The 24,540-nt window shown below is 61.0% G+C and carries 19 protein-coding genes and 1 tRNA gene; 14 read left to right on the plus strand and 6 right to left on the minus strand.

Features of this window, described 5'->3' with window-relative positions; translation table 11 throughout:
• Positions 1 to 47: 47 nt before the first annotated feature.
• On the minus strand, positions 48 to 1,073 hold the full coding sequence (locus BLLJ_RS00985) for a glucose-6-phosphate dehydrogenase assembly protein OpcA (RefSeq protein WP_013582349.1): 1,026 nt from the start codon (positions 1,071 to 1,073) through the stop codon (positions 48 to 50).
• The gene (zwf, locus tag BLLJ_RS00990) at positions 1,070 to 2,608 is read right to left on the minus strand and encodes a glucose-6-phosphate dehydrogenase (RefSeq protein ID WP_007056756.1); all 1,539 of its coding nucleotides are present in this window, start codon (positions 2,606 to 2,608) and stop codon (positions 1,070 to 1,072) included. Before zwf ends, BLLJ_RS00985 begins: the two co-directional genes overlap by 4 nt.
• A 175-nt stretch (positions 2,609 to 2,783) precedes the next feature.
• Here zwf and BLLJ_RS00995 point away from each other — a divergent pair.
• Both BLLJ_RS00995 and BLLJ_RS01000 read left to right on the plus strand, forming a co-directional pair.
• A tRNA-Lys gene (locus BLLJ_RS00995) sits at positions 2,784 to 2,856 on the plus strand.
• Positions 2,857 to 2,931: 75 nt separating this feature from the next.
• Entirely contained in the window at positions 2,932 to 4,566 is a 1,635-nt protein-coding gene (locus BLLJ_RS01000) for a C69 family dipeptidase (protein ID WP_007054723.1), read from the plus strand.
• Positions 4,567 to 4,639: 73 nt separating this feature from the next.
• Here BLLJ_RS01000 and BLLJ_RS01005 read toward each other — a convergent pair whose 3' ends face one another.
• Complete coding sequence (locus BLLJ_RS01005) at positions 4,640 to 5,674, minus strand: glycosyltransferase family 2 protein (RefSeq protein ID WP_007056302.1); 1,035 nt, start codon at positions 5,672 to 5,674, stop codon at positions 4,640 to 4,642.
• Between the two features lie 23 nt (positions 5,675 to 5,697).
• Positions 5,698 to 6,519, minus strand: a complete 822-nt coding sequence (locus BLLJ_RS01010; RefSeq protein WP_007054725.1) for a TetR/AcrR family transcriptional regulator — start codon at positions 6,517 to 6,519, stop codon at positions 5,698 to 5,700.
• A 107-nt stretch (positions 6,520 to 6,626) separates the two neighbouring features.
• On the opposite strand from BLLJ_RS01010, the gene ftsY reads away from it, so the two are divergent.
• From ftsY to BLLJ_RS01030, 4 genes are all read left to right on the plus strand, one after another.
• On the plus strand, positions 6,627 to 7,904 hold the full coding sequence (gene ftsY, locus BLLJ_RS01015) for a signal recognition particle-docking protein FtsY (protein ID WP_007056312.1): 1,278 nt from the start codon (positions 6,627 to 6,629) through the stop codon (positions 7,902 to 7,904).
• A gap of 367 nt (positions 7,905 to 8,271) precedes the next feature.
• Positions 8,272 to 9,567 (plus strand): ammonium transporter, encoded by a 1,296-nt coding sequence (locus BLLJ_RS01020; RefSeq protein WP_003828095.1) that lies wholly within the window; start codon positions 8,272 to 8,274, stop codon positions 9,565 to 9,567.
• Between the two features lies 1 nt (position 9,568).
• Positions 9,569 to 9,907, plus strand: a complete 339-nt coding sequence (locus BLLJ_RS01025; protein WP_007051565.1) for a P-II family nitrogen regulator — start codon at positions 9,569 to 9,571, stop codon at positions 9,905 to 9,907.
• A gap of 108 nt (positions 9,908 to 10,015) precedes the next feature.
• Complete coding sequence (locus BLLJ_RS01030; protein WP_007058100.1) at positions 10,016 to 11,842, plus strand: [protein-PII] uridylyltransferase family protein; 1,827 nt, start codon at positions 10,016 to 10,018, stop codon at positions 11,840 to 11,842.
• 33 nt (positions 11,843 to 11,875) lie between these two features.
• On the opposite strand, the gene BLLJ_RS01035 is transcribed toward BLLJ_RS01030, so the two are convergent.
• Entirely contained in the window at positions 11,876 to 13,321 is a 1,446-nt protein-coding gene (locus tag BLLJ_RS01035) for an MATE family efflux transporter (RefSeq protein ID WP_007051563.1), read from the minus strand.
• 205 nt (positions 13,322 to 13,526) lie between these two features.
• Here BLLJ_RS01035 and dnaB point away from each other — a divergent pair, with 205 nt between their 5' ends.
• From dnaB to BLLJ_RS01060, 5 genes are all read left to right on the plus strand, one after another.
• Positions 13,527 to 15,056: a replicative DNA helicase gene (gene dnaB, locus BLLJ_RS01040; RefSeq protein ID WP_007054729.1), complete on the plus strand. Its 1,530-nt coding sequence runs from the start codon at positions 13,527 to 13,529 to the stop codon at positions 15,054 to 15,056.
• On the plus strand, positions 15,056 to 16,528 hold the full coding sequence (locus tag BLLJ_RS01045) for a Mur ligase family protein (RefSeq protein WP_013410406.1): 1,473 nt from the start codon (positions 15,056 to 15,058) through the stop codon (positions 16,526 to 16,528). The genes dnaB and BLLJ_RS01045 overlap by 1 nt, the downstream gene beginning before the upstream one ends.
• Before the next feature lie 104 nt (positions 16,529 to 16,632).
• Entirely contained in the window at positions 16,633 to 17,385 is a 753-nt protein-coding gene (locus BLLJ_RS01050) for a type 1 glutamine amidotransferase (protein ID WP_013582350.1), read from the plus strand.
• A 148-nt stretch (positions 17,386 to 17,533) separates the two neighbouring features.
• Positions 17,534 to 17,821 carry a phasin family protein gene (locus BLLJ_RS01055; protein WP_007054731.1) on the plus strand — a complete coding sequence of 96 codons (288 nt, stop codon included), beginning with the start codon at positions 17,534 to 17,536 and terminating at the stop codon, positions 17,819 to 17,821.
• Entirely contained in the window at positions 17,818 to 19,638 is a 1,821-nt protein-coding gene (locus tag BLLJ_RS01060; RefSeq protein ID WP_007051558.1) for an ABC1 kinase family protein, read from the plus strand. Before BLLJ_RS01055 ends, BLLJ_RS01060 begins: the two co-directional genes overlap by 4 nt.
• A 14-nt stretch (positions 19,639 to 19,652) precedes the next feature.
• Here the strand turns inward: BLLJ_RS01060 and BLLJ_RS01065 are convergent, their stop codons facing one another.
• Positions 19,653 to 20,675, minus strand: a complete 1,023-nt coding sequence (locus BLLJ_RS01065; RefSeq protein ID WP_007054733.1) for a LacI family DNA-binding transcriptional regulator — start codon at positions 20,673 to 20,675, stop codon at positions 19,653 to 19,655.
• Between the two features lie 485 nt (positions 20,676 to 21,160).
• Here BLLJ_RS01065 and BLLJ_RS01075 point away from each other — a divergent pair, with 485 nt between their 5' ends.
• From BLLJ_RS01075 to BLLJ_RS01085, 3 genes are all read left to right on the plus strand, one after another.
• Positions 21,161 to 22,486 carry an ABC transporter substrate-binding protein gene (locus BLLJ_RS01075; protein WP_007051556.1) on the plus strand — a complete coding sequence of 442 codons (1,326 nt, stop codon included), beginning with the start codon at positions 21,161 to 21,163 and terminating at the stop codon, positions 22,484 to 22,486.
• 287 nt (positions 22,487 to 22,773) lie between these two features.
• Positions 22,774 to 23,700 (plus strand): carbohydrate ABC transporter permease, encoded by a 927-nt coding sequence (locus BLLJ_RS01080; RefSeq protein WP_007054735.1) that lies wholly within the window; start codon positions 22,774 to 22,776, stop codon positions 23,698 to 23,700.
• Positions 23,701 to 23,720: 20 nt separating this feature from the next.
• The gene (locus BLLJ_RS01085) at positions 23,721 to 24,539 is read left to right on the plus strand and encodes a carbohydrate ABC transporter permease (protein ID WP_007051554.1); all 819 of its coding nucleotides are present in this window, start codon (positions 23,721 to 23,723) and stop codon (positions 24,537 to 24,539) included.
• Position 24,540: the final 1 nt, after the last annotated feature.

Raw genomic sequence — 24,540 nt, forward strand, 5'->3', positions numbered from 1 at the left:
TTGCCGAACTCATTCCAACGCCGCTGTGGCAACGGGTTCTACCGACTTCAGTGACGAATCAGATCCCAGCCTTCGTTGATGACCTCGGCGTAGATCTCATCGGGATCGATGCGACGCAGTTCCTCGGTCAGGCAGTCCTCGATGGTGCGCATCGGCACGGACACTTCCTGCGGAGTCTGGCCGGGCAGCGAGATCAGCGCTTGGTCCTCATACGGGCGTTCCAGCGAGATCACACCGTCCTCACGGGTCAGGTACACGCCGGTCACGGCCTGCGCGTCGGGCACGAACTCAGTTTCGACTGGTACGCCAAGTTTCAGACGCAGCCATGCGCACAGCATTTCTATAGGCAGGAAGTCGGCCTTGCCGGTCACCTTCGCGGCGGTGATGGGCAGGTGCGGCGGCTGATCGAGCATCGAGGCGAGCATTGCGCGCCAGACGGTCAGTCGTGTCCAGGACAAGTCGATATCTTCCGGTGTCCAATTGCGGCGCAAACGCTCAATCGTGGCCTCCGGATTATTGGAGTGCAACGCGTCGGTGATGCGACTGCGGGCCATCGCACCCATCAGATCCTTGGCCGGGTTCGACGGCGGTGTGGTCGGCCACCACGCCACTACAGGCGCATCCGGCACAAGCAGCGGGATAACCAGCGTATCCGGGTGGTTGATAAGGCCACCGCGCGGACGCAAGATGATGATCTCACCGGCACCGGCGTCCGCGCCGAATCGCACTTGGGCGTTCAGGTTGGAATCGTTCGGATCGTTCGGGCCGTCGGTCAAATCGACGGCCGGATTATCGCGACTCGCGCTCACCTCGGCGGCCACTTCGGCCGCGTTCGGTTCGCCTTCGCCGGACTGATCGGCAGGATTGGTATCCGGTACTACGGCAATCACGCGGCACGGGTGCTCACGGCTGGCCGAGTTCGCGATTTCCAGCGCATGCTCTAGGTCCGCGTCCTCGGTGGCGATGAGCAGCGTCAGCACGCGGCCGGTCGCCGATTCGCCGCGCTCCTCGTGCAGCTGTTCGATTTTGTGCGCAATCTCGCGGGTGCGGGTGTTCGGCATATCGATGATCATGGCATCCTCCAGTGGCGGCCGTCGCGCGCCAGCATTTCGTCGGCCTGTGCCGGACCCCACGTACCGGCGCGGTAGGCCTGCGGCTGGCCAAGCGTGGACCAGAATTGTTCAATCGGATCGAGGATCTCCCAGCTGAGGTTCACCTCTTCGGTGGTCGGGAACAACGGCGGATCACCGAGCAGCACGTCCAGAATCAGTCGCTCATAGGCTTCCGGCGAGTTCTCGGTGAAGGAGCGGCCGTAGCTGAAGTCCATGTTCACGTCACGGACCTCCATGGTGGAGCCGCCCGGCACCTTGGCTCCGAAGCGCATGGTGACGCCCTCGTCGGGCTGCACGCGAATCACGATGGCGTTCTTGCCGAGTTCGCGCACGGCGGTCTGCTCGAACGGCAGATGCGGGGCGCGCTTGAACACCACGGCGATTTCGGTTACACGCTTGCCGAGGCGCTTGCCGCAACGCAGGTAGAACGGCACGCCAGCCCAGCGGCGGGTGTCGATATCGAGGCGGATGGCGGCGTACGTTTCAGTGGTGCTCTTGGGGTCGATGCCTTTTTCCTCCAAGTAGCCGACCACTTCGTGCGAGCCCTGCCAGCCCTTGGCGTACTGGCCGCGCGCGGTGTTGGCGGCGAGGTCCTTGGGCAGGCGCACGGCGGAAAGCACCTTGGTCTTTTCGGCGGTCAGGTCCTTGGCGGTGAAGCTCACCGGCTCCTCCATGGCGGTCAGAGCCATGAGCTGAAGCAGGTGGTTCTGGATGACGTCGCGTGCGGCGCCGATGCCGTCGTAATAGCCGGCGCGGCCGCCGATGCCGATGTCCTCGGCCATCGTGATCTGCACGTGGTCCACATAGTTGGCGTTCCAGATCGGCTCGTACATGGCGTTGGCGAAACGCAGGGCCAGCAGGTTCTGCACGGTTTCCTTGCCGAGGTAGTGGTCGATGCGGAACACGGAGCTCGGGTCGAACACTTCGGATACCACGCTGTCGAGTTCCTTGGCGCTGGCCAGATCATGGCCGAACGGCTTCTCGATGATCACGCGGCGCCATGCGCCCTCGGACGAGCGCGACAGGCCGGAGGCGGCCAGCTGCTTGGCGACCTGTGGGAATGCGCGCGGCGGCACCGACATGTAGAAGGCATGGTTACCCTGCGTGCCGCGGTCGCGGTCAAGCTCCTGCACGGTGGCGCTCAGACGCTCGAAGGCCTCCGGGTCGTCGAACGTACCCTGCACGAAGCGGATGCCGGCGGCCAGATTGCGCCAAGTCGACTCCTTGAACGGCGTACGGCAATGCGCCTGGACGGCGGCCTTGACGAATTCGATGAACCGTTCCTGTGTCCAGTCGCGGCGGGCGAAACCGGTCAGACCGAAGCTCGGCGGCAGTAGGCCACGGTTCGCCAGGTCGTAGACGGCTGGCAGTAGTTTCTTTTGTGCCAGATCGCCCGTGACACCGAAAATGACGAGGCTGCATGGGCCGGCGATACGGGGCAGTCTGAGGTCGCACGAGTCGCGCAGGGGATTGCTCCAATTGGGGGATTCACTCATAATGTACAAGGGTAGTCGCCGGCGGCTATCTATCGCTAGAGGCGATATGCGATTTGGGCTGCGATTTGGGCCACATTGCGTGTGCTGTGCCGTGCGTTGGGCCAATCGCGTACGCAAACGTGTACGCAACGCCGTAGTTGAAATATCCCAAAACGGTGTGTATTTTAGAAGAGTTGCCCCTTTAGCTCAACGGTTAGAGCAGCGTCCTTTTAAGTCGTGGGTTGTGGGTTCGAATCCCACAGGGGGCACAACAAATCCTCGGAATCGCAATGGTTCCAAGGATTTTTTTGTTTCGACCAGCCTGGCTCCTAGAGTGGTGTCCCATGTCATGCACCACGATTCTTGTCGGCAAAAATGCCAGTTACGACGGTTCCACCATCATCGCCCGCGATGACGATTCGGGCTCGGGCCGTTACGATCCCAAGCGCTTCGTCGCTGTCGCCCCCGACGACCAGCCGCGCCACTACCGCAGCGTGCTGAGCCATGTCGAAATCGAACTACCGGACAATCCTTGCCGGTACACCATCGCACCGAACGTGCTGAATAATCGTGGCATTCTGGCCGAAGCCGGTGCCAACGAACACAACGTGGCGATGAGCGCCACCGAAACCATCGCTGTCAACGAGCGCGTGCTCGGTGCGGACCCGATGGTCGAGTTGCGGCCGGCTGTCGGCGAACCGGACAGCACCGATTATCAGGCCGAGCAGCCCGGCGGTATCGGTGAGGAAGACATCATCACCCTTGTGCTGCCGTATGTCACCACCGCGCGCGAGGGCGTCGCGCGGTTGGGCGAACTGCTCGAAACCTACGGCACCTACGAATCGAACGGCGTGATTATTTCGGATGTGGACGAGATCTGGTACGTCGAGACCATCGGCGGCCACCATTGGATCGCCCGCCGAGTGCCCGATGACTGCTATGCCACGATCCCCAACCAGCTCGGCATCGACGACTTCGACCTCGCCGATGCGTTCGGCGAGCAGCGCGAATACCTATGCAGCGCCGACCTGCGCGAGTTCATGGCCACGCATCACCTCGACCGCACAATGGGAACGCCGGTCTCTTCCAACGGCCGTCACGCGCATAGCGCCGGATTCGGAACAACCGTTGCCCTTCCCACCCGTTTCAACCCGCGCAAGGCCTTCGGCACCGCGACGCCGAAGGACCATATCTACAACACGCCGCGTGCCTGGTACATGCAACGCCGCCTCAACCCCAGCGAGGACTGGGATTCGCCGGCCGCCCGCTACACGCCCGAATCCGACGACATCCCGTGGTGCCGCGTGCCGGAAGACAAGGTGAGCCTCGAAGACGTTGATTTCCTGCTGTCCTCGCACTTCGAAGGCACGCCGTACGACCCGTACGGCACGACCGGCACGGCGGAATCGCGCCACCGTTACCGTCCGATCGGCGTGAACCGCACCGGCCATATGGTGGCGATTCAGGTCCGTCCGTATGTGCCGGCGGCCAATCGCACGGTGATGTGGGTATCGTTCGGCTCTGGTCCGTTCACCGCCGCCGCGCCGTTCTACGCGAACGTCAACGACACGCCTGCCTACCTGCGCGACACCACGCCCGAAGTCTCCACCGGCAACCTGTATTGGACGAACCGCCTGATCGCCGTCGTGGCCGACGCACACTGGTATGAGACGAACCGGTTCATCGAAGGGTATGCCGAGGGCGTGCGCGCGTTCGGACACCGGCTCATCGAGCGCACGGATGAGCAGTTGCTTGCTCGAAGCGATGCCGAATCGACGGATACGAATGCATGGCCGCTCGATGGCGGCCACGGCGATGAGAAGGATGTGCAGGGCGTGGCGGATGTGCTCGAAGCGGCCAACGACGAGATGGCCGACTACCTGCGCGAGCACACAACCAAGCTGCTGAACGACGTGCTATACACCTCCAGCAACCTGATGCACAACAGCTTCGCGATGTCCGACCGTTGGGCCGAGTAGCAAAACCTCGACTGGGGAGGTAATAGGGATGCCCTGCTGATAACGCGTCAGCAGGGCAAAACCACAATCCGAATCAGTTAAAGCCGACGATGCGTTTGGCGATGAGATAGCCGTTGCGCACGATCCAGCGGCCGGTTTTGCCGGGCAGATTGAGCGCGCGGGACATCAGCTGCGAGCGCACATCCTTGCCGATGGCCGGCGAATAGGCGTCAATCGCATCCCACAGCTCGGTTTTCTTAACGTAGTTGGCCGGATCGCGCGAGAGAATCAGGAACGTCGAGGTAACGCACGATTCGATCGCCAGGAAGTGAATCATGTACCGGTACAGCCCCTCCGGCACCGTACCGCGTTCGGGCGTGGCCTCGGTCATCAGCCGATTGACGAGCCGCAACTGGTCCACACGCTTAATCATCACGTCGGTCTGCACGCTCTGACCCTCGCGCCCGATGAAGTAGTGGTAGAACGGCACATCGAGGTACTGGATGCGCTTCACCCACGGGAACGGCTGGTACGAGTAATAGAAATCGACGTAGAACGTGTGCTCCGGCAGCTTCAGCCCGGAATCGCGCACCACCTGCGTGCGGAAGGTGAGCGCATGCATGATGATGTACTGCGCCAGACCGAACTTGCCCAGGTCATCCCAGCCGAGCACGCGGCCGGCCTCCATTACACGGCGGAAGTTCACTACGGTCTTGTGACGCTTGGCCACCTTGTCATACACGTAATTGGTCACCAGCATGTCAATCGGTTCGTCGGTGTCATGCTGTGCACGCAACGTGGCCAGAACCGTGTCGATGGCCTGCGGGTCGACCCAATCATCCGCATCCACCACTTTGACGTACATGCCGGTCGCCGCCGCGATACCGGTGTTCACCGCGCCGCCGTGGCCCTTGTTCTCCTGATGAATCGCGCGCACGGCGCCCGGATTGGTGCGTTCCAGCTTGCGCGCGTACTCCAGCGTGCCGTCTTTCGAACCGTCGTCCACAATCAGCACCTCGAGGTCGCTGATGTCGCTTGCCGAAAGCAGCGAGTTCACGCAACGGTCAAGGTAGGACTCCATATTGTATGCGGGGATCACAAAGGTGAGCGTCTTTGCCGTGCTGGCCATGAAAGTCTTACGTCCTCACATATTTAGTCGTTATGTTCAGTTTCCTGTTCAAACCGTAGCACTTCGCCTCCCGACTCGGCAGAGTGTTGCGTAACCTGTGCCCCTGAACGCATGTTCTGCAACCCTGAATCTTCCCCGGTGGCGTGCTCGGGATCCGATTGGGCAGAACTCGTCTGGTCTGAATCCGGGCTGCCGGAATCGGACTCGCGCTTGGCTCGGCGCTCGGCCTCCTTCCGCGCCTTGGCGCCCTCAAAGAACAACTGGGGCTTGGAGTCAAGCCGGCTCAGGCCATGCCAGGCCAAATCCACAATGTATGCAGCCAGCTGCTCCTTGCTCACCTTTGGCCGGTCGGCCCAGTACTGCCCGGTGAATACGGTCATGCCCACCAGCATCTGCGCGTAGTACGGCACGCCCTTGGCAGACAGCTTCTGCCGTTTGAATGTTTCGGAAAGAATGTCTTCAACGCGTACGGCGATGTCTCCCATCAGCGAGCTGAATGAGCCGGACGGGTCGGTGCTCGGCGAGTCGCGTACCAGTACCTGGAACCCCTCGGCATTCTCTTCGATATAGGTGAGGAGCGCAAGCGCCGTGCGTTCCACAATCTGGCGCGGGTGCACGGTCGGATCGTCGAGCGCGGCGGTCAGCGTACCGGTCAGCGCGCGCATCTCACGATCCACAATGACGGCATACAGGCCCTCTTTGCCGCCGAAATGCTCATACACAATCGGCTTGGAGACTTTGGCGTGCGCGGCGATTTCCTCCACGCTTACCGCTTCGAAGCCTTTGGCGGCGAATAGCGAGCGTCCGACTTCAATCAGCTGCTCGCGGCGCTGCAGCGACGTCATACGTGAAGAATGTGCCATGCGGTTCAGCTTAAGTCGCCGGGTGGAATTGTCGGCCTGAGACTGCCGAATTCGTAGGGGATTCCATCTGCGGGCTAGACTTGACAGGTATGGATATGAATACTGTGCTCGCCGTTCTTGGCGTGATTGTGGCGGCGGTTATCGTAATCGCCCTGAGCATCTGGTTGGGCAAGTCCCGCAAGCGCGATTTGGATCGTGCGATGGGCAAGGTTGCCCCCGACAACAAGAAGACCCGCGACGCCAAGGCCGCCGCCGACGCTCGGCTGGCCGCCGAAGCCGAGGAAGCTAAGGCTGCGACTGCCGCCGAGCCGGCCAAGTCAGCCGAATCGGCCAAAGCCGAGCCTGCGCCAGCCGCGCAGGCCGAACCCGAACCGGCAGCTGCGCCCAAGCCCGAGTCCCAACCTGCCTCCAAGCCCACTCCCGCCAAACCTGAAACCCCCGAATCGGTCGGCTCTCGACTGACCCGACTCAAGGCAAAACTTGCCAAGTCCGGCAACCCGTTCGGCAAGGCCCTGTTCGACATCCTCGCCAAAGACAATCTCTCCGAGGCCGATTGGGAAGACGTCGAAGACACACTGCTGCTTGCCGACGTCGGTGCGGATGCTTCCGCCCAACTGGTCGATGACCTGAGAACCGACGCCCGCATCACTGGTAAAGCCGACCCAGCCGAAGTACGCGCCACGCTCAAGGAGAAGCTGCTCGATCTGGTCGGTCGAGATACGGACCGCCGCCTCAATGCCGAAAAGCCGGGTGCCGCCAAGCCCAGCGTCATCATCATGGTCGGCGTCAACGGCACCGGCAAGACCACCACTGCCGGCAAACTGGCTCGACTGTTCGTGGCCGAAAACAAGCAGGTCATGATGGGCGCGGCCGACACCTTCCGCGCGGCCGCCGCCGACCAGCTCGAAACCTGGGGCGCACGCGTCAATGTGCCCGTCGTCCGCTCCGACAAGGACGGTGCCGACCCGGCATCCGTCGCCTTTGAGGCATCCGCCAAGGCCAAGGAAGCGAACGCGGACGTGCTCATCATCGATACTGCCGGCCGACTGCAGAACAAGTCGAACCTGATGGACGAGCTCGGCAAGATTCGCCGTGTTACCGAAAAGAACCTGCCGGTGGATGAAGTGCTGCTTGTGCTCGACGCCACCACCGGCCAAAACGGCATGGCCCAGGCCAAGGTGTTCGCCGAAGCCATCGGCATTACCGGTGTGGTGCTCTCCAAGCTTGACGGTTCCGCCAAGGGCGGCATCGTGGTCAGCGTGCAGAAGGAGCTCGGCGTGCCGGTCAAGCTCGTCGGTCTTGGTGAAGGTCCGGACGATTTGGCACCTTTCGATCCCGAAGGTTTCGTGGACGGCATTCTCGCGTAGACGGTCGAGTTCTTCTCAGTCTCGCTTTGCTCGACAGCTCCCCTCAGCGAGGGGAGCCCTGCGTCCGTCCACGTTGTGGGCGCGGGAAACGCCCGCAACGCACCAAACCTAGCCCCGAAGCATATTCGAAACATGATTCGGGGCTTTCCCATATCCGTTGGAATCATGCCGGAATCAGCCCATCCGATGCCAACCTAATTGTCAGGTGCGCTTAACAATCGCGTAACTTGCCGTAACGAAACCAAAACGAGACCGGCTTTTACTGACGAACTGTTAGCCCCCACAAGGGGGACGGCATTGTAGAGACAAAGTCGACGCCGGCCGCGCAAAGCCCCCGGTGCCCTGAACGAAAGAGAGGGAGGTAGACATGGGAGCGATTGATTCCGGTAACACCGCATGGATCCTGACATCCGCGTCCTTGGTTTTCCTCATGACGCCTGGTGTGGCGTTCTTCTACGGCGGTATGGTTCGTGCCAAGGCCGTCCTGAACATGCTGATGCTTGAGGCGGCCGCCCTGTCGGTCACCATGATTATCTGGACCCTGTGGGGTTGGTCGATTGCTTACGCCGGTTCCGACATCGGAGGCATCTTCGGCGACCCGGCCAGCGGCTTCCTGCTGAAGGACTCCATGGTCGCCCAGGACGGCGTGTTCACCGCCACCGGTCTGAACGGCAACAACTACCCGGTTTCCGTGGACGTCGCCTTCCAGGTCGCTTTCGCGATGATTACCGTCGGCCTGATCTGCGGCGCCATTGCCGAGCGTGTGAAGTACAGCACCTGGATGATTTTCGTGGCGCTGTGGGTCACCTTCGACTACGCTCCTATGGCCCACATGGTCTGGAACGGTGGTCTGCTGTCTGCTGACGGCGCCATCTCCAAGGCCATCGGCGCGGCCGCCCACGATTTCGCAGGTGGTACTGTCGTCCACATCAACGCCGCAGTCGCCGCCCTGATCATCGTGCTCATCATCGGCAAGCGTAAGGGCTTCGGCACGCAGCCGTTCCGCCCGCACAACGTGCCGTTCGTGATGCTCGGCGCCTTCCTGCTGTGGTTCGGCTGGTTCGGCTTCAACGCTGGTTCCGCCTTCGCCGCCAACGGTACTGCTGGTTACGCTTGGGTTTCCACCTCCGCCGCCACCGCAGCCGCAATGCTCTCTTGGGGCTTCACCGAGAAGATTCGCTCCGGTCACTACACCGCCATGGGTGCCGCCTCGGGTATGGTCGCCGGCCTGGTCGCCATCACCCCGGCCGCCGATGTGGTTTCCCCGCTGTGGGCCATCGTGATGGGTGCCATCGCTGGTGTCCTGACCTGCCTGGCCTGCGGTCTCAAGTTCAAGTTCGGCTACGATGACTCCCTCGACGTCGTCGGCGTGCATGGCGTTGGTGGTTTCACCGGCACCATCCTCATCGGCTTCTTCGGTGAAGGCACCGGTCTGCTGGCTGGTGGCGACTGGAAGCAGCTCGTCGTTCAGCTGGTCATCGCTCTCGTCGCCATCCTCTACTCCGCAGTGATCACCGCGATCATCGCCTTCGCTCTGGAGAAGACCATCGGTTGGCGCGTCACCGAAGCCCAGGAAGTCGGCGGCATCGATCTTGCCGACCAGGGCGAACGTGCTTACGATTTTGCTGGTACTGCCAGCTCCGTTCTCAAGGAGGTGAAGTGAAATGAAGCTGATCACCGCTATCATTCAGCCCCATAAGCTCGACGATGTCAAGGAGGCCCTCGCGGCCGCCGGCGTGCACGGTCTGACCGTGTCCGAGGCCAACGGCTACGGCCGCCAGCGCGGCCACACCGAGGTCTACCGTGGCGCTGAATACACTGTGGACCTGATTCCGAAGATTCGCGTTGAAGTGCTGTCCGATGACGCGGATGCCGAAACGCTGGTCGGTGTGATCATCAAGTCCGCCGGCACCGGCACCATCGGTGACGGCAAGGTGTGGGTCGCTCCGCTGGACTCCGTGGCCCGCGTGCGTACCGGTGAGACCGGTTCCGCCGCGATCTGATAACACAGACGTCCATGCTTAGAAGGGGATGGACTGCATAGGAAAGGTCCCCGCACGCCGCGAATTGACGCCGTGCGGGGACTTTTTTTGGCAATGAAAGATGAAGCAATGACTTCAGCAGTAGATGGCTTGAAACAACGATTCATGGATATGAGCCAGCCGGATGACGACGGCGTCTACCGGAATGGTGCGACCAAGCGCAAAGCCCGCACGGAACTGGCCATGCAATGCCTCACTGAGCTGTGGAATGCGGCCTGCAAGGATGTCTCTTTCCCCGTGCCCGACTCCGGCATCGGCTTCGCCGCGGTAGGCTCGCTGGCACGTGGCCAACTGGGCCCCAGCTCCGACCTCGACCTGGTCATCATCTACGAGCCTCGCACGTTGAACGACCAGCAGCTCAACGAGTTGGCCAACAAACTCTGGTACCCGCTATGGGACAGCGGTCTGGACCTCGACCACTCCATCCGCACGCGCGCCCAATGCGAGGAAGTCACCGACCATGACCTTCCCGCCGCCATGGGCTGGCTGGACGTGAAGCCCATCGCCGGCGACACCGCTCTGATCACCACCACCGCCACGTCCATCCTCGAACGCTGGCGCAAGGCCGCCCGCAAGCGCCTGCCCGAACTGCTCGACTCCGCCAAAGCCCGACTCGACGAATTCGGCCGGCTCCAATACGTCAATCAGCCCGACATCAAAGAGGCCCGTGGGGGGTTGCGCGATTCGGTGCTCGTCTCCGCGCTCGCCGCCTCATGGCTGGCCGACCGCCCGCACGGCATTTACGACGAAGCTGTGGAACGTCTGCTCGACGTACGCGACTGCATCCATCTGGTGGCCGGCAAGGATACCAACCTGATGCTGACGCCCTATCAGGCCAAAGTGGCTGCCATGCTTGGCCTTGCCGATCCGACTTGGCCCGAAAACGAGCGTGCCGCCTACTCGATCGACGATCTGCAGACACTGCTTGCCCGTATCGGTCGGCGCATCTCCTTCTCGCTTGATTCCACCGCTTCCCGCGCCGAACATTCGCTGACCCACGAAAAGCCGCGATTCGCGTTCTTCCAGATGTTCTCTCAGCGCTCTGGTGGCAAGCGCGAAGCCCCGCAATTCGACGTGGTGGCTCCCGGCGTGGCCAAGCACGAAGGCGAATTGGTGTTGGCGCCCGGTGCCGAGCCTGCCAAGGATGCCAAGCTGGCGTTGCGTATGGCCGTGGCGGCCGGCGAATTCGGTCTTCCCATCAACCCGTCTACCTTGGTTAATCTGAAGCGCTGCCCGATTCACGACAACCAGTGGGATGACGAATCGCGCGAGCTGTTTATCCGTCTGCTTGCGTGCGGATCGAATCTTATGGAAGTGTGGGAGAGCATCGATTTCGTGGACATTCCGGGTCGATGGATGCCGGAATGGCTCGGCGTCCGCAACCGTCCGTCCGCCTCGGCCGCCCACCGGTACACCATCGATCGGCATATGGTGGAGGTCACGTCGCGTCTGGGTCGTGAGACACCGTCCGGTGGACGGTACGATGACGATCATTTCAAGGCATTGCTGTTGGCCGGTATCACCCACGACATCGGCAAGCGCGCGTTCGTGGCCGATCACGCCGCCGAGGGTGCCCGCCATGTGCCGGTGATTCTCAAGCGTATGGGCTACGCGCCGGACATCGTCGACTGGGCTACCGTGCTGGTGCGTGAGCATTTGACGCTATCCGAATTTGCCACGGGTAAGGACCCCTATGATCCGGCCGTGGCGGAGGAGTTGGCCGACCGCTTGCACCACGACAAGATGCTGCTGGATATGCTGTTCGACCTGACCCGGGCCGACGGCTCCTCGCTCGGTGCCACCGCCGGTGAGACCATCACCAAGCAATACGGCTGGTCCAAGTGGCGCGAACAAATCGTCCGCGGCATGTATTCCGCCGCCCGCGCCGCTATGTAAACGGAATCGCCCAGCGCTTCGCGCGGCCGATACCTACCTCATCCATGCGTCCGAGCGCACGCGTAGTCCGTTGGACAGACCGCGCCCACCCATGAGCACCACGTTGAACGCGGCCCAGAGTACGGCGGTACGCATCAGGTCGCTCGTCAGCGCCGGCGTCACCATATTGGCCAGTATGAGTATGAGCGTCACATACACCACGGCGGTCAGCGTGCATGTGACGGCCAGATAGCGGTAGTCGCGCGCGCCGATAAGAATGCCGTCGATTGCCATCATCCAGCCTTGCAGTGGGAAGAAGATGCCCATCGTCACCATGCCCACGGCGATCAGCGTCTGAATATGTGGCGTAGGGGAGAAGAAGTGCCCGGCGAACAGGCCGACTACCGCAAAAGCCGTGCCGATTACCGCGCCGGTGACCAGTCCCGCACGCCCGGTCGCCCGCGTCAGCCGCCGCGCCTGCTGCACGCTGCCAGCGCCCAGCGCTGTGGCCACCAGCGTCTGGCCGGCGATGCCCACGGAATCCAGCATGTTCATCGCAAAATTCCAAGAGGAGTTCACGGCCTGAAACCCGGCCAACACGGCAGTACCCATGCGCGCGGCACAGGCGACCGTAGTCACCATGGCCGCACGAATCGCCAATGTGCGAATGAACAATGGCAGTCCGTCGCCCCCGGCTGCCGCAATACCGGCCAAACGAGGCCGCAGACTCGCACCATCCGCCCGGGACCACAGAATGGCGGGGATTACCAGGAACAGCCCCATGAACCACTGAGCTACCAGCGTCGCCACTCCGGAGCCGGCAATGCCCCAATTCAGCACAATAACGAACAACACATCAAGCACCGTGTTCACCACCGCGCCGCCCACCGCAGCGATCAGCGTGATACGAACCTTCTGCAATCCTCGGAAAATGCCGTTCGCCGCATATACCATCAGCATGCCTGGCGCACCCAGCACGATTGCGCGCGTATAGGTCACGGCTTGTTCCAATACTTCGCCCTGACCGCCCAGTGCCCGGCATAATGGCTCGGCAGCCGCGAACAATCCCAATCCCAGTACGGTGCCGATGCTCAAGGCCAGCCACAGGCCATCAATGCCTGCCTGCAGTCCCTCGCGACGACGACCCGCTCCCAGCAGATGTGCCACCTGCGCAGTGGTCGAGTAGGCCAGGAATATGCATAGTCCGACTGCCGTGAGGATGATGGTGGAGCCGATTGACAGGCCGGCCAACGCCGCATCCCCGATATGGCCGACGATGGCTGTGTCGATAAGGATGAAGGTCGGTTCGGCGATGAGCTGGCCGAAGGTCGGCAGGGCCAGCGCCATGATCCGGCGGTTGGTGGAGCGGGCGTCGGTCGGGCCGTTGCTGACGTTTGTGTTTGCGCCGGCATGCGGGGTGCCGAAGCCATCGCGGCGTGTAGTATCGCCGGAACTGGTGGCTTTGGCGTCGGAAGAGTCTATGGGCACGCTCACACGCATATCACGCCTGACTGCGTTGCGCAAGCACCTGTTGTGGGCGCGGAATGTTATCCCCAGACTATCCACCAAGTTATCCCCAGTATGTGGATAACTTAGTGGATTATCCCCAGAATTATCCCCAAAATGTGGATAACTTATTTTTCTATCCACATTTTGCTTTCTGCGTGTCGTGGCGCTGACTCATAGGTGAATAAGGAATGAACCGATGCGGGCAACCGTTTCGTTTCCATACGATATCGTTCACCTGCCACGCCACATCCTATACTTGGAGGCTATGCCAGAAGGAAGTGAACACTCGTATCAGAATGGGTTCGGCGGTGGCCTGGATCGTGGCGATCGTGGCGACCGCGCGGGCCGGGGCGGCACGCAGACGTCGGCGGCGGCCGGCGACCCGATTTTCGACCGCGTGCCCCCGCATGATGACGACGCGGAAATGGCCGTGCTCGGCGGCATGCTGATGAGTAAGGATGCCATCGGCGAGGTCTCGCAGACCATTGACGTCACCGATTTCTACCAGCCCAAGCATCAGACGATCTATAACGCGATCATCGATCTGTTTTCCGCCAGTCAGCCGGTGGACGTGGTGCTCGTGGCCAACCAGCTGTTGGCGGATGGCAACCTCGACAAGGTCGGCGGCGCGGACTATCTGCACAGCCTTGTCGCATCCGTACCGACCGCCGCTAATGCCATGTACTACGCGGAGATCGTCCATCAGCGGGCCATTTTGCGCAATGTGATCGCCGCCGGCACCAAAATCGCCCAGCTCGGTTATTCCGCCGAGGGATCGCAGGCTGAGGATGTGGTTAACCTCGCCCAGTCCGAGATCTACGAGATGTCGATGGGCAAGGTGCGTCAGGACTATGCCGCCATCGGCCCGGTGGTCCACGACGCGCTCGACCAGCTGGACAAACTGCAGCAAGGCCTCGTCAACAAGGGCGTGCCGACCGGCTTCCGCGACATCGACGACGTGACCCAGGGCCTGCAGCCCGGACAGATGGTCGTCGTCGCAGGACGTCCGGCCATGGGTAAGTCCACGCTCGGCATCGACTTCGCCCGCGCCGCCGCGTTGCACCACAACATGACTTCCGTGGTCTTCAGCTTGGAGATGAGCAAGGTGGAGCTCGCTCAGCGTATTATCTCCGCCGAAACCAATATTCCGATGGCCGCCCTGCGCCGCGCCGACGACATCACCCCCGAACGCTGGAACACCCTGAACCAGTTCTGGACCAAGATGCAGAACGCGCCACTGTTCATTGACGACAGCCCGAACATGAGCCTCATGGAGATCCGTGCGAAATGCCGTCGTCTGAAGCAGACCAACGATCTGAAACTCGTAGTCATCGACTACCTGCAGCTGATGACCTCGGGCAAGGCCGTGGAATCCCGCCAGCAAGAGGTGTCCGAATTCTCCCGTGCCCTGAAGCTCTTGGCCAAGGAACTCGAAGTGCCGGTCGTGGCCCTTTCCCAGCTGAACCGTGGCCCGGAAATGCGTAACGACAAGAAGCCGCAGCTCTCCGACCTGCGTGAATCCGGCTCAATCGAACAGGACGCCGACGTGGTGTTCCTGGTCCACCGCCCTGACTTCTACGACAAGGAAGACCGCCCTGGCGAGGCCGATATCATCATGGCCAAGCACCGTAACGGCCCGACCGAAACCTTCCACCTCGCCTTCCTCGGTGCCACGTCCAAATTCAAAGACATGCCGCAGGACTACAACGCCAATCAGGGGGTGTGATGATGGCAAGCAACGTTTCACGCGATGTTTCGCAAGACCAATCGTCCGTGGTGCAGACCTGCAAACCGTGGTATGCGTTCGCCACCGTGGCCGCAGGCCGCTTCGTGCGGTTTGCATCCCGCGTCACCAAACATGGCGGTTCGGCTTTGCCCGGCAAAGTCGTAGAAAAGATTGACCCCGGCTTCCTGACCCGTACGCTCGGGCAGTTGCCGCTTGGCGTGGTATTGGTGTCCGGCACGAACGGCAAGACCACCACCACCCGCATGGTCGCCTCGATGCTCTCCGATCTGGGGCTGAAGGTGTTCACCAATCCGACCGGCTCGAACTTCGTGCGCGGCGTGGTCTCCGCACTGCTTACCGAAGTCACGCTCGGCGGCAAATTGGACGCGGACATCGCCGTGCTCGAGCTCGATGAGGCGTACGCCGTCCACTTCGTCAAGCAGGTCAAGCCCCGTTATGCATTGCTGCTGAACGTGATGCGCGATCAGCTTGACCGATTCGGTGAAATCGACACCACGGCCAAACTGCTCAGCCATGTGGCTGCGGCGACTACCGGCACTGTGGTACTGAACCGCGAGGACCCGCGTATCGCCGCGCTCGCCGCGAAGGCCCCGGCTGGCACCACCGTGCGATACTTCGGCCTCGCCGACGATTTGCGCCACTATTTCCCGTCCGATGACGACATGGCCACGACCGTGTCGGTGGAAGGTGTGGCCGGGCCGCTCCCCTCAGCCAGAACTCCTCTCAGTCCGCGAAGCGAACTGAGAGGAGCTTCCACAGGCACGGCAGAACTTCCCGCCGACGTGACACTTACCGCCGTGGGCGACCACAAGGCCACCTTCCAGATGGACGGTCAGGGCTACGCCACCGACGTCAAGCTTGAAGGCGTCTACAACCTGTACAACGCGGCCGCCGCGCTCGCTGTGGTACGTGCGGTGATGCAAGACAATGCCGCCGCATCCAAGGCCACCGCCGCAGCCAACGCCTGCGCCGTGTCCGCCGACGAGCTTATCGCCGCCGTTTCCCGCGTCACGCCGGCTTTCGGCCGTGGCGAGGTCATCGACGTCAACGGTTCCCCGGTCGAACTGCTGCTGGTCAAGAACCCGATGGGCTTCCGCCTCTCGCTCGCCAGCTTCGACCCGGCCAACGCGGACACCATGATCGCCATCAACGACGAATATGCCGACGGCCGCGACATGAGCTGGCTGTGGGACGTGGACTTCACTTCCCTGCGCGCGTCCGGTGTCGCCATGGTCTCCGGCGTGCGTGCCTGGGACATGGCATTGCGCCTGGGGTATGACCAAGTGCCAGTCGCCGATACGAACACCGACCTCGAACAGGCCGTCACCGCATTCGTCAACGCCAATCCCGGCACACGCAAGCACATCTACTGCACCTACACCGCCATGCTCAAAACCCGCGCCGTACTGGGCCGCATCACCGAAGTACGGGACGCGGGCGTGGGCAAGTAACCACCCTTCGGCGCTCGCGCGCCACCTCCCGCCAGCGGAAGGGGCATGGTGAGGGAATAAGACGCTTCCCGGCAGCGGGAGAACATCGACAAGGAGAACGTGACATGGCCAGAACAATTGATGTGGTGTCCCTGTATCCCAAAGACATGAACATCTACGGCGATTCCGGCAACGTGCTGACTATCCGCCGCCGGCTGGAACTGTACGGTTACGAACCGGTCGTTCACCAGTACAATCAAGGCGACGATTGGCCCGACCAGGTGGACCTTATTCTGGGAGGCGGCGGCCAAGACACCGGCCAGAAGAAAATCATCGACGACTTCTACCATCGCGCCGACCTGTTGCGTTCGCTTGCCGCAGACGGTACGCCGATGCTGATGATCTGCGGCCTGTACCAGCTGTTCGGCGAGTACTTTGAAACCGTGGACGGCACCCGTCTGGACGGCATCGGCGTTATCGGTGCTTATACCGTGGGCCAGAACGTGCGTATGATCGGCAATCTTGTTGAGCATTCCGACCAGTTCGGCGATGTGATTGGCTACGAGAACCACTCCGGCCAGACCTTCCTGCGCGAAGGCGTTCAGCCACTCGGCACCGTCGATCAGGATGGCCGAGGCAACAATGGCGAAGACCATACCGAGGGCGCGCGCGTGCACAACGTGATCGGCACCTACATGCACGGCTCGTTGCTGCCTAAAAACCCCGCCATCAGCGATTTCCTTATCGAAACTGCCGTGACTCGTCGTTACGGTACGTTCGATACGTCCGATCAGACCCCCGAACAAGCCAAGGAGCTTGCCCGGCTCGATCAAGTAGCCACCAACGCGCGCAAGGCTGCCGCCGAACGTCCTCGGTGAATTCTCGGTGAGTCCTCGGTAAGTACCAATCAGCGAAAAATCAGTCGAAATCAGTCTGAGGGTCTAGTACATTGCCCTGTTGTTTGCGCTAGGCTTGGTGGTACGAGACATGGCACCAGGCCATGTCGGACCTCGAAGGAGGGGTATCATGGCTGATTTTGATCTTCTGGGTGATGGCCTGCGCAAGGTCCTGCTGGCGGGCATCGGAGCCCTTGCCACCGGATACGAGAAGAGCAGCGAGCTCGTCGACGAACTCGTCAAGAAGGGTGAGATTACGGTCGAGCAGGGCAAGGCGCTGAACACCGAGCTCAAGCGCAAGGTGAGCGAGACGGTGGATGACGCCAAGAAGGCCGCCGCCGAAGCCGGCGACAAAGCTGCTGCCGCAGCCGACACCAGTGCCGCCGACAAGCCCGCTGACGAGGGCAAGGCCGAGTGACCAAGCCCACACGCGCTACGCCGGAATCAGGGTCGACCCCGCTTTCCAGCAGGGTCGACCCTATTCTGACGCCTGCGAAAGCCGAACGTGAGGCGGCGGCGAACCGGTCCGTCGACACGTCGGACACGCTCAAGCAGACCGTTACCAAGGCGACTCCGAGCGTATCCGACGAAACGCTGGCACTGTTCGGACGCAGGAACGATTTCGCCACGCGCTACCATCTGACGCGTCGTGGCAAGATCAAACGACTGGGGCAGATCACCAGAATCGTCGAGCAATTCGACGTGCTGCACGGCCTGACTCCGGTCAAAATGCGCCTCATGTTCGAGGCGCTCGGCCCCACGTTCGTCAAAGTGGGCCAGATTCTGTCGATGCGCTCCGAGATTCTGCCGCAAAGCTTCTGCGACGAACTCGCCAAACTGCGCGCCGACGCCGACCCGATGCCGTATTCCACGGTGTTGGATGTGCTTGCCGCCGAATACGGGCGTCCCGCCGACGAGGTGTTCGCGCATATCGACCCCAAGCCGTTGGGCTCTGCTTCACTGGCGCAAGTGCATCGCGCCACGCTGAAAACCGGCGAAGATGTGGCCATTAAAGTGCAGCGCCCGGGTGTGCGCGAAACCATGGCCCAGGACGTCTCCATCATGCGCTCCATAGCCAAGGCCGCCACTAAGGTGATTCGCACCTCACAGATCGTGGACCTGAAGGGCGTGGTCGAGGAGCTGTGGGACACCTTCGAATCGGAGACTGACTTTCTGATTGAGGCCCGCAACCTCGCCGAATTCAAGCGTTTCGCCGCCCGATTCAAATACATGGACTGCCCGACGGCGTACACCGAACTGTGCACCGAGCATGTGGTGGTCATGGAGTACATCGACGGCATCTCCGTCTCCCACCCGGGCCGGCTCGTCGATGCTGGTTATGACTTGAAGGAGATCGGCACCAAGCTCGTCGACAATTACGCCACGCAGATTCTCGACGACGGCTTCTTCCACGCTGACCCACATCCCGGCAATATCATCATCCGGGGCGGCCAGATCGTACTTATCGACCTCGGTATGACCGGTCGGCTCGACCAGCGCACCCGTGCAGTCCTCAAAGAAATGATTTTCGCCGTCGCCAAACAGGATTCGCCCGCTCTGGCCGAGGGGCTGCTGCGATTTGCCGGCACCGAGGCCGATCCGGAGGACTACCCAGCACTGCTGGCTGATCTGGACGTGATCGTCAAGGAATTCGGCACTGTGGATCTGGCCGAACTGGACATTGCCGCCTTCCTGACCGCACTGACGCAGATGGCCGGCCGCCACAACATCGAGGTGCCCAGTACGGTGACCACCGTCGGCCGCGCGTTGGTTACGCTCGAAGGCTTGCTGGACGAGTTCATTCCTGATGTGAATATGATCGAAATCATTTCCGACCATATCGCCACGTCGAAATCGCTGAAGAACGCCACCAAAGACGAGATCAAGTCGCTGGGCGTTGAGGGACATCAGGCTTTGCATGCCACGCTCGGCACCATGACCGAACTCAAGACCGTGGCCCGTATGCTGACCCGTGGTCAGTTGCGCGTCAACATGGAACTGGTCGGCTCTGAAGAGCCGTTCCAGCTGCTTTCGGATATGGTGAATCGTCTGACGATGGCCCTGATTGTGGTCGGTTTGTTCGTTGGCTCGTCGATTGTCTACTACGCCGGCATGAAGCCGATTATCTTCGGCATTCCGGTCATCGGCTTCATGGGCTACGTCGTGGCCTTCGCCCTCGGCGTATGGATCGTCATCGACATCTACTTAAAGGGGCGCAAAACCAAGAAGCGGTAGGGCATCGATTGATATCAGTCCAGCGGGAGGGTGGATTCGCGCTGGATAAGGTGGCAGGGTACGTAGTCGACACCGTGATGCGGGTTGCCGTCGATGGCATCGACCAAGTATCGTGCCGCACGCCGTCCGATGGTTTCGGTTTCGTTGTCGATCGACGTCAGTGCGGGCCTCGAGCTGGAGGTCAGTACCGACCAGTTATCGTGGCCGATGACGGCGACGTCATCCGGGATGCGCAGTCCCTGCTGCTTGAGCACGTCAATGCAGCCGCGGGCCAACTGATCGTTCTGGCAGACCACTGCATCGAACTTGACCCCTTGGTCGAGCAGCAGGCGGGTGGCGGCGCGGCCCCAGCCTTCGTCCCATTTGCCGTAACGAATTGGGCCGGCGGGTTCAATACCTAATTCGGAGAGTGCCTCGAGCGCGCCCTTGGTGCGGTCGGTGGCAGCGGTATAGGTTTCGTCGCCGCCGATAATGGCGATGTGCCGGCGGCCACACGAGATGAGATGGTTGATGGCCATGCGGCCGGCGTCCACGTTGTCGCAAGTGACCGAGCAGTCTTTGGGGTCGGTGGAGGGGCCGTAGACGTAGACCAGTGGCACGCCCCAGTCATGGCCAAGCGTGGGCCTGGGGTTGGTCTCGCACTGCACGATGAGCAGTCCGTCGACCTTGAGGGACAGCAGTTTCTCGACATGCTGACGTTCCAAGGCGGCGTCGCCACGAGCGTTGGCCAACAATACTGAGGTCGATTGGGCTCGCAACTCGTTCTCCGCGCCGATAAGAATCGGTGTGGAGAAACGACCCTGCAGATCGGAGGTGACCAGGCCGATAGTGCCGGTGGTGCCGCGGGCTAGGGATTGAGCGAGTTTGTTGGGAGAGTAGTTGAGTTGCTTGGCGGCATCCAGTACACGCTGCTTGGTTTCTTCGCTGATACGGGGTTTGTTGTGCAGTGCCTTGGATGCAGTGGCCGTCGAGACTCCGGCCAATGCCGCCACATCCTCAAGTCGCGCTGCCCGTCCGGTTGCTGGCTGGGTCATCATGCCTCGATTCCTTGGTTCTTCAGCAGTATATAGCGCATTGTTTTGCGATGAAATACCTCATACGGTGTGGTGCGCCATTGCATCTGGGAATAATTGTAGCTTCAATGCGAAAACTTTCGCAAACATCTTTTTTTCGGCGTGGCGTAGTCAGGGAAATTGTTCAAGTGCAAGGTAAGTGAAAGAAAGCGTTACTTCCATGTTCGCTTTTGTTTGATTTGCTCGACACGCCGGAATAATCATTGATATTAAGCCAATTCAAGCACGTTATTCATAGTCGAATCACAGTCTCGAACCCGTTTGATGTGAGAAAAAACGCGAAAATGCGAAAGCGCTTTTGCAAAAACTTCCATGTTCGTTTATATTGAGAAAAGGCTTTCGCAGTGTTACCTGCTCCGGGCAAAGGAGCGAGCAGGGCGAAACCAAGGAGGCGGACCGTCCGCCACCGCCTCTCATAGTTGAGCGGATATATAGAGAAAGAAGCGAACATGGTGTCTTTCAATAAACTGACCCGTACTCTTGCTGGCATCGCTGCCGCCGCGTTGATCGTTCCGCTGGCCGCCTGTGGTGGCTCCGGCAATGGTGGCACTGCCACCGCCGAAGGTATCCCGGCCAAGGGCACCGACGATGGTACCGAGATCACCCTGTGGACCCGTTCCCCTCTGGAGCGTCAGGCCAAGAACGTGGTCGAGGCTTACAACAAGAGCCACAAGAACCAGGTCAAGCTCGAGATCATCCCGAACGACGATATGGAAGGCAAGGTCGGCGGCGCTTCGCAGACCGACTCCCTGCCTGACATCCTCGCCGGCGACGTGGTCCGTATTCCGTACTGGGCTTCCGAGGGCATCTTCACCGACATCACCAAGCAAATCGATGGCCTGGACAACAAGGCCGACCTGCAGCAGGGCCACATCGAAGCCGGTACTGTTGACGGCGCCGAGTACACCCTGCCGTTCATCACTGACGTTTCCGTGATGGTCTGGAACAAGAACCTGTACAAGGAAGCCGGTCTGGACCCGGAGCAGGGTCCGAAGAGCATCGACCAGTTCGTCGAGCAGGCCAAGAAGGTCGCCGCCCTCAACAAGGATGGCGTCGCAGGCTCCTACCTCGCCGGTCAGTCCGGTGGTGCTCTGGTCTTCGACCTCTTCCCGTCCGTGTGGGCTGACGGCGAATCCGTCATGAACAAGGATGGCTCCGAGGCCACCCTGGACAACGACTCCATGAAGGGCGTCTTGGACGCTTACAAGGAGCTGGCCAACACCACCAACGGCCTGGGTGCAGGCTCCAAGGAAGAGACCGGCGCCACCTGGACCGCTCCGTTCGCGAACGGCAAGATCGGTGTCATGCCTTACCCGAACACCTCCACCACTGCTCTGTTCGATGCTGAGAAGGACGGCGGCTTCGAGGTCGGCGTTGCTCCGATCCCGGGCACCAAGGAAGGCAAGACCTCCACGTTCCTCGGCGGCGATGCCATGGGTATCTCCAAGGACTCCAAGCACGTTGCTCAGGCCTGGAACTTCCTCTACTGGCTGATGCAGTCTGACGCTCAGAAGGAAGTCTTCGCTGACCAAGGCGACACCGCCTCCAACATCCAGACCCTGAAGACCGCTTACAAAGACGCTGACCCACGCATCCAGACCATCAACTCCGTGATTATCGACGGCAACGGCCAGACCCCGAAGTCCCCGGCCTTCAACGAAGCCTTCAACGCCGCTGGCTCCCCGTGGCAGCTGCTCGTGCAGAACGCCGTGTGGGGTTCCGGTGACCTCAAGGCCGACAACAAGGCCGTCACCGACGTCCTGTCTGCCCAGTGATTCGGTGGTGATGCTCCTCACCATCACTCATCAAATCACAGCAATAACTGAATAACAACTGAACAGATTGAGCCGGTCCCTCCCTTGTGAGGGCAGGAGCCGGCTCAACCACATAATCGAACTTCTATCTTCTTCTTCATTCCTTCTCTTCCTTCATCACTACATACCTTATGAATGCGGTGTGTTGGCGGGGCTTCGGAGTCCTCCTTCCTCGAAGCCCTGACATCGGATTGCATTCGGATTCCGTGATTACCATTTCACAGTAATTTCCCAAAGGAGAGAGAAACATGTCGAGTGTTTCCAAGAGCGCCGGGGCTGTGCCCGTGCATAAGTCCAAGGCGAAGGCGGCGCAGACCAGGCGAGGTCTGCTGTACGCACTTCCGGACTGGCTGATGATTATCGTCCTGTTCTTCGTGCCGATTGTTCTACTGGTCGTCATGGCCTGCTCTCGTTGGAGCCTGCTGGGTGGCAACCGCGGCGTGAACTTCCCGGACAACTTCGTCAAGGTGTTCGAGAACAAATTGTTCTGGCCCTCGATTTGGTTCACGCTCGAGTACACCGTGATCGTCACGATCTTCCTGTTGGTCCTTGGCCTGGGCATGGCCATGATCGTGCAGGAGAGCTCGAAGTGGAACAACGTGCTGCGTACCTGCTTCCTGCTGCCGTCCGCGACGGGCCTGGCGTCCGCGTCCCTGCTGTTCTACGCCCTGTATTCCCCGCAGGTGGGCCCTGTCACCAAGATTCTGAGCTCGTTGGGCCTGATGCAGGAGGGTGGTTCGGTGCTGGCCACTGGCCAGTCGGCCCTGTGGGCCACGATTATCGTGATTGTCTGGCGTTTCTCGGGCTACTACATGCTGCTGATGATGATCGGTCTGCAGGCCATCCCCGGTGATCTGTACGAGGCGGCCCGCATGGACGGCGCCGGTTCCTGGCGTATCTTCCGCTCCATCACCCTGCCGCTGATGAAGCCGACCATCGTGATGTGCCTGGTCTACTGCGTGACCGGCTCGATCCTCGCGTTCGATCAGTTCTTCATTCTGACCAAGGGTGGTCCGAACAACTCCACCATGACCGTGGTGCAGCTCATCTACAACTTCGCCTTCGATTCCAAGAAGGATCTGGGTATGGCCGCGGCGCTCTCGCTGATCGTGCTGGTGGCCCTGGTCATCATCAACTCCATCCAGATGCGCGGCATGCGCGACAACACCAAGTGAGAAAGGGGAGGTAACACATTATGACTACCCCATTGTGGAAGCGTATCATCGCCCGGATCCTCGAGGCCCTGCTGGCCATCATCTTCATCAGCCCGCTGGTCTGGGTCATCATCTGCTCGTTCAGCCCGCAGGCCGGTTCGGCCCAGTCCAAGGGCTGGGGCGTGGCCAACTACCTGACCCTGTTCGGTTATCAGGAAGGTCTGCCCAAGTACCTGTTCAACTCGGTAATCGTGACTCTGGTCGCGGTCGTGTTCTCCGTGGTCGTCTGTACGCTGGCCGGCTACTCGTTCTCCCGCTTCGACTACCCGGGCCGCAACCTCGGCTTCATGGTCACCCTGTCGATCCTGATGGTACCGTACGCCTCGCTGCTGATCCCGCTGATGGTCTGGTACAAGCAGATCGGCCTGAACGACAGCCTGCTGGGCGTGGGCCTGGTCATCACCCTGTTCCAGCTGCCTATGAGCACGTTCATCATGCGCAACGCGTTCGACGCGATCCCCAAGGACATGGAGGAGGCCGCCATGGTCGACGGCTGCAACAGCCTCCAGGCCTTGTTCAAGATTCTGGTGCCGGTGGTCAAGCCTTCGATGGTTACGGTTGGCCTGCTCGCCTTCCTCGAGGCATGGAACAACTTCATGATTCCGCTGTACTTGAGCTCTTCGTCCAAGTCCACGCTGCCGCTGGCGATGGTGAACATGCGTCAGCAGACCATGGGCGTCATCGATTACGGTGCCACCGAGGCCGGCGTCGTGATCCTGCTGATTCCCTGCGCCATCCTGTTCCTCGCACTCCAGAAGTACTACGTCAAGGGCTTTATGGCTGGAGCCGTGAAGGGCTGAT

Source organism: Bifidobacterium longum subsp. longum JCM 1217, from assembly GCF_000196555.1.
Lineage (GTDB): Bacteria > Actinomycetota > Actinomycetes > Actinomycetales > Bifidobacteriaceae > Bifidobacterium > Bifidobacterium longum.